Source organism: Spirosoma migulaei (assembly GCF_054776855.1).
The window spans coordinates 384866-390967 of sequence record NZ_BAAHBG010000010.1 but is presented as its reverse complement, the minus strand read 5'-3'; the positions used below and the strand labels follow the sequence as shown (position 1 = coordinate 390967).

Below are 6102 nucleotides of genomic sequence, written 5' to 3'. Positions count from 1 at the left end.
GCAATCGGCGGCAACGCTTCCCGGCGGTAACTACCAGGTTGGCCAAAACCTGTTTTCTGACCAGTACGCCCAGTATTTTGCCTGCGTGGCTACGTATTTCCCGTCCGATCGATTCGTGATTCGGATGGACTGGCTGGGTGGACCCTGGACGGCCCAGTACACACAGGTTGTGCCCCAGTTAAAAACTATCCTGACCAGCACAGACGCCGGTTCGGCGGAGAATGCGCTGGCAAATATCTGGTGGGTGTATTCCTTTCACCGCTGGACGGATTATGTTGGCCCAATTCCGTACTTCAAAGCAGGTGAACCGGCTACGTCCGTTGCCTACGATGCACAGGATAAAATCTACGATGATTTCTTTAAGAAATTAGCGGCTGCTACGACCATACTGAAAGCCAAAACGGCTGAAAAACCATACGGATCATTCGACCTGATTTATGGTGGCGACGTGAATAAATGGATCAAGTTTGCCAACACGCTCCGGCTCCGGCTGGCGTTGCGTATCTCGAAAGTTGATCCGGCCCGTGCAAAAACCGAAGCCGAAGCAGCGGTGGCCGGTGGTGTGCTAACAACCAGCCCCGACGATGATGCACTGGTAGCCCGTAGCACCAAAGGTGGCGACAACAATGGCCTGGCCATCATGTCGGACTGGAACGAGTTTCGGATGAGTGCGGCAATGGAATCGGTGCTAAAAGGGTACGACGATCCACGCCTGCCTACTTATTTCCTGCCAGCGGTAAAAACCAATACCTATGAAGGCTTGCGCAACGGTCTGGCTACAACCCAGTTAACTGATCCTGTTAATACGGCTGATGCCAATTCGCACGTAGGTCAACGCTGGACATCGACTGGTCTGGGTACGGCTCAGAACGTAATGGCCACCGCCGAGGCTTATTTTCTGATGGCCGAGGGCGCATTGAATGGCTGGAGCATGGGCGGAACGGCGAAAGATTTCTATAACAAAGGCATCGCCATGTCCTTGACCCAGTGGGGTGTTACCAGCGCTGCGGCCATTAGTGCTTATCAAACCAGCACGAAAACGCCCGTGGCTCCGAACGACTTCCTGAAATCGGCACCGTTGAGCAATATTCCAGTTGCCTGGGGTAGCACCGAAGCCATTCAGCGGGAGCAGATCGGTACGCAGAAATGGCTGGCTATTTTCCCGGATGGTTTCGAAGGCTGGGCTGAATACCGCCGGACACGCTTTCCGAAACTATACCCCGTCGTAAACTCCGATAATCCGGATATTCCAGCCGGTGGTGTACTGCGCCGGATTCCGATTCTGTTGGTTGAGCAGCAGACAAACGCGGTAGAGGCCAAGAAAGCCGAATCGCTGATCGGTGGTCCCGATAAAGTGACGACGCCGTTATGGTGGGATAAGAATTAATTTTTAACACAGAGAAACGGAGAACAACACGGAGAGTACGGAGAAAAATCTCTGTTATCTCTGTGGTGTTCTCCGTTTCTCTGTGTTTAACTTTCATGCCATGAAGCTACTTACATTCTGTCTGCTAGTGTTGCTGTTCGCGTCCTGCGACAATCAGGATACGCTGTTTGAGAAATTACCTTCTTCCCAAACCAACATTACGTTTAAAAATATGCTGGAAGAGTCCCCCGATTTCAATGTGCTGAAATACGGGTATTTTTACAACGGCGGGGGCGTAGCAGCGGGCGATTTCAATAACGACGGCCTGACGGATTTGTACTTCACCGGCAACCTGAACGCCAATAAACTCTACCTGAACAAAACCGAACCCGGTTCTGGAAAACTAACCTTCGATGACATCACCGACAAAGCGGGCGTTGGTGCCGCTGATGGCTGGAACACTGGTGTGTCGGTGGTCGATATCAATGCCGATGGCTGGCTCGATCTATATGTGTGCCGCTCGGCAGCAACCGATGTCAGACTTCGCCGTAATTTGCTCTTCATCAACAACAAGAATTTAACCTTCTCGGAGAAAGCCGCCGAGTATGGTCTCGATGATCCGGCTTACTCAACGCAGGCCGCTTTCTTCGACTACGACCGGGATGGCGATCTGGACTGTTTTCTGCTGAATCACTCGGTGCAGGAATATGCGGGTTTCAGCCGGATGATCAGCGATTACAAACAACAGACGAACCCTAATTACTCCAGCAAACTGTACCGCAACGACCGAAATGCGGGTGGCAAATTCGTTGACGTGTCCGCTGCTTCTGGCATGGTATCCAACGTCCTGAGTTTTGGCCTCGGCGTAGCCGTAACCGATTTTAATAACGACGGCTGGCTCGACTTCTACGTGTCGAACGACTACAACGAAAACGATTATCTCTACATAAACCAAAAAGACGGCCAGTTTAAAGAAGTCGTGCGGGATGCAATGGGCCACACATCACTCTATTCGATGGGCTCCGATGCTGCCGATGTGAACAACGATGGCCGGATCGATCTGCTCACGCTCGACATGCTTCCCGAGGGCAACGAGCGCATTAAATTAACCTCCGGCGACGATAATTACGATAAATATGCCCAACTGCTGCGAGCTGGTTTCCACCACCAAACCATGCGCAATATGCTGCAGTTGAATGTGGGAGAGGAGGAAGGAGAAAAGGGAGTAAGGGGAGGAAAGGGACGAGAGGATAAAAAGAGTGGAAATAGCAACATGTCTCCAGTCTCCCCTTCTTCCCTTTCCTCCCTCTCTTCCCCTTCCTCCTTCCTCCCCCCAACTCCCATCTTCAGCGAAATTGGGCAGTTGGCGGGTGTTTCGAATACCGACTGGAGTTGGGCTGGGTTGTTTGCTGATTTTGATAACGACGGCTGGAAAGATCTGTTTGTGAGCAATGGATACGCCCGTGATTACACGAATATGGAGTTCCTGAAGTTTACGGTGGATGAGCAATTGAAGGCTCGTCAAACGGGAACGCAAACGAACCCGATGGATGTCATTGCCAAAATGCCGAGTATCGACGCTCCGGATTATATCTTCCGAAATCGGTCTGGTGAGCCTGACAAGCAGTTAACGTTTACGAATGAAACAAAAGCCTGGGGATTCAACGAGCCGTCGCAATCGAACGGGGCGATTTATGCCGATCTGGACAATGATGGTGATTTGGATCTGGTGGTCAATAACATCAATGCCGAAGCCACTATTTACGAAAATCACGCGGATACCCAGGGCCAGAATCATCACCTTACTCTTCAGCTAAAAAGTCCGAACCCGGCCCAATTGATGGGCGCACGGGCAACCGTCTGGGCAGGTGGGCATATGCAGGTTCAGGAATTCATGCCGGTGCGAGGATTTCAGTCGTCAATCTGTGCGCCTTTGCTGTTTGGCTTGGGAAAAGCAACGACGGTAGATTCGGTGCGGGTTCGTTGGGCAGATGGGAAAACGCAGCTAGTTCGCCCGACCCAGCTAGCCGAACCGCTCACAATTGCCTATGCGCCAACGGGCGAAATGGCTCCGCCTGCACTGCCCAAGGCCTTTTGGCAGGCAGATCATGAACTCGCGATAATGCATCAGCAGGAATACATCAATGATTTTAAAATTCAACCTTTACTGCCGTATATGCTTTCGCCAACGGGCCCTTATTTTGCGGTTGGAGATGCGAATGGCGATGGTCAGAGTGATGTATTCGTGGGTGGCGGACGTGGGCAGGGCGGTCAGGTTCTTCTTGCCGGAGCTAATGGTTTTGTGCCGATGCCACAACCGGCGCTACTTGCCGATCGGGCTTATGAAGACGCTGGTGCTGAGTGGTTTGATGCCGATGGTGACCGCGATTTGGATTTGGTGGTGAGTAGCGCTGGCTATGAACTTCCCATTGACGATGCTCGCTTACAGACACGATTGTACCTGAACGATGGCAAGGGCCATTTAACGAAAGCCAGTGCATTTCCTGATGTTCGGGTAAGTGCGTCCTGCATTCGTTCGGCCGATATTGACGGCGATGGAGATCGGGATGTATTCATTGGCGCGCGGGTCGTGCCGGGGCGCTATCCCGAAACGCCTGTCAGTCATTTGCTGGTGAATGATGGGAAAGGACATTTCTCAGATGAATCGAGCAAACAACCCACTCTGGCTAAATTGGGAATGGTAACTGATGTCGCCTTTGCCGACATCAATCGAGACAAACGTCCTGAATTACTCGTAGCGACCGATTTTGGCCCTATTCAGGGATTCACCTTTCAAAATGGAAAGTTACAGCCGCTTGCCGATTTGTTGCCTGCCACAACCGGTTGCTGGAATCGCCTGCTGGTTCAGGATGTTGATAACGATGGTAATCCAGATATTATAGCAGCCAACGCCGGATTAAATAGCCAGCTTCAGGCGTCACCCAATCGACCCTTAACCCTGTATGGCATTAAGAACGTAGCGGGGTCGTTATTGCCGATTCTAGCGGGTTATGATCGAACTGGCCGCGCCAGTGGAGAGCCGCATCCATTCAACGCCCGCGACGAAATGCTCGATCAGGTTGCGAGCTTACGGAAGAAATTTACGAATTATACGAGCTATTCGAAAGCCACGATAACCGACTTGTTTGAGCCTGAGGAGTTAAGCCGGGCGCAGAAACTTGACGCTACGACGCTGCAAACGGTGCTGTTTCAACATGGCGGAGGGACAACCCCTAAATTCACGATGCAGCCGCTTCCCATAGAAGCGCAGATGGCCCCTGCTTATGCGCTGGCCGTTATTGATGTCAATCACGATGGTTTACCGGATTTGATGATCGGTGGAAATCGGGAATACAACCGGGTACGATTAGGCAAGGAAGACGCCAACCGGGGGCAGTTATTTCTGAATAAAGGGAAAGGCCAGTTTGCTTACGTACCAATGGCGCAGTCGGGCTTATTGTGGGATGGCGACGTTCGGGATCTGGCCACAGTACAAGTTGCCGGGCGTACGGAATTGCTGGTCGGTGCAACTGGGAAAGCGGTACGGACGTTTAGGTTGACGAAGTAGGCTAGTAGTTGGGTTGATTTTTAAGGATTCTCCCGTTCTCAGTTCTCACTCATAACGCCCTTACGTCCACGCGTTGCGCAGGAAGCGGAGCCAGTTTTTATGAAATATATTTTCGATATCCTCGGTCGAGTACCCTCGTTTGGTCAGTAAACCGCTGAGATTTTGTAAGTCGGCAATCGTGTCCAGATCACTGGGCGATTGCTCGGTGCCATAGGTGCCATCGAGGTCGCTGCCAATGGCAATATGCTGGCTGTTGCCTGTGAGTTGGCAGATGTGGTCGTAGTGGTCAATAATGGTTTCGAGGCTAATGCCGAACTCGGTCGGGTTACTAACCCGTTGGGTAAAACCGGGCTTCATCATCCAGGCGTCGAAGCAGCCGCCAATAACGCCACCACGTTCCGTTATCTGCCTGATCTGATCGTCGGTGAGCTGGCGTTGGTGGGGCACCAGAGCGCGGCAGTTATGGTGGCTGGCCCAGACCGGACGTTTATACAGCGACATTGCTTCGGTAAACCCCTCATCGGTCAGGTGCGTAACGTCCAGAATAATACCCAGTCGATCCATTTCGTTCACCAACTCGCGTCCTTCGGCAGTTAGCGGGCCACTCAGGCCAGTGCCTGGGGCATAGCGCCCGGTGCTGTAATGAGCAGGGCCAAGTGCCCGCAACCCATACGCATAGGCTTTTTCCAGATAGGACAGATTGACCAGCGAGTCGGCCCCTTCCAGACTAAGAATGTAGCCGACGGGTTTCTGTTCATTCGGAATGGTTTCATCGAGCCAGTGTGTCAGGTGGCTTTCCAGACTGGTCCGATCCAGGATTTGAACCATCTCGCCCTCATCACACATAGCTTCGTACCACGCCCGTTGCGCCTGCGTCATGGCCCAGGCTTGCGCTGGGGAGTTCCAACCGGCACCAGGCAAACTGCCGTTACTTTGGTTAAAGCGGGCAATCTGCGTGGCCACCACGAGGCCGATATGTCCCCGCCGAAGGTCAGGTAGAGAAACAGTACCTTTTGCACGGTCAATCTTATCGGTCATACCTGTTTCTTCCTGGCGGATTTGATGGGCCGAAAGTCGATAATCGCGATTCCATTCGATGGCGTTCAGCGCCATGTCGAGGTGGGCATCAATAATCAACATTGGTTAGTAAGTTATTGGGTTAGTAAGT

3 protein-coding genes are annotated in these 6102 nt (G+C 52.3%); 2 read left to right on the top strand and 1 reads right to left on the bottom strand.

The annotated features are described in order from the left end of the window. The coding region (locus tag ACYVGO_RS12165) for a SusD/RagB family nutrient-binding outer membrane lipoprotein (protein WP_460969499.1) at nt 1-1387 on the top strand (1387 nt) is incomplete at its 5' end. A 100-nt stretch (nt 1388-1487) separates the two neighbouring features. Next, the gene (locus ACYVGO_RS12160) at nt 1488-4934 is read left to right on the top strand and encodes a VCBS repeat-containing protein (RefSeq protein WP_460969498.1); all 3447 of its coding nucleotides are present in this window, start codon (nt 1488-1490) and stop codon (nt 4932-4934) included. A gap of 60 nt (nt 4935-4994) precedes the next feature. Here ACYVGO_RS12160 and ACYVGO_RS12155 read toward each other — a convergent pair whose 3' ends face one another. Further along, entirely contained in the window at nt 4995-6074 is a 1080-nt protein-coding gene (locus ACYVGO_RS12155; protein WP_460969497.1) for a dipeptidase, read from the bottom strand. Between the last annotated feature and the right edge of the window lie 28 nt (nt 6075-6102).

Excerpts from the sequence above, each read along its gene's own strand:
- ACYVGO_RS12155 (WP_460969497.1), bottom strand. The coding sequence starts at position 6,074 with ATGTTGATTATTGATGCCCACCTCGACATGGCGCTGAACGCCATCGAA.
- ACYVGO_RS12160 (WP_460969498.1), top strand. The coding sequence starts at position 1,488 with ATGAAGCTACTTACATTCTGTCTGCTAGTGTTGCTGTTCGCGTCCTGC.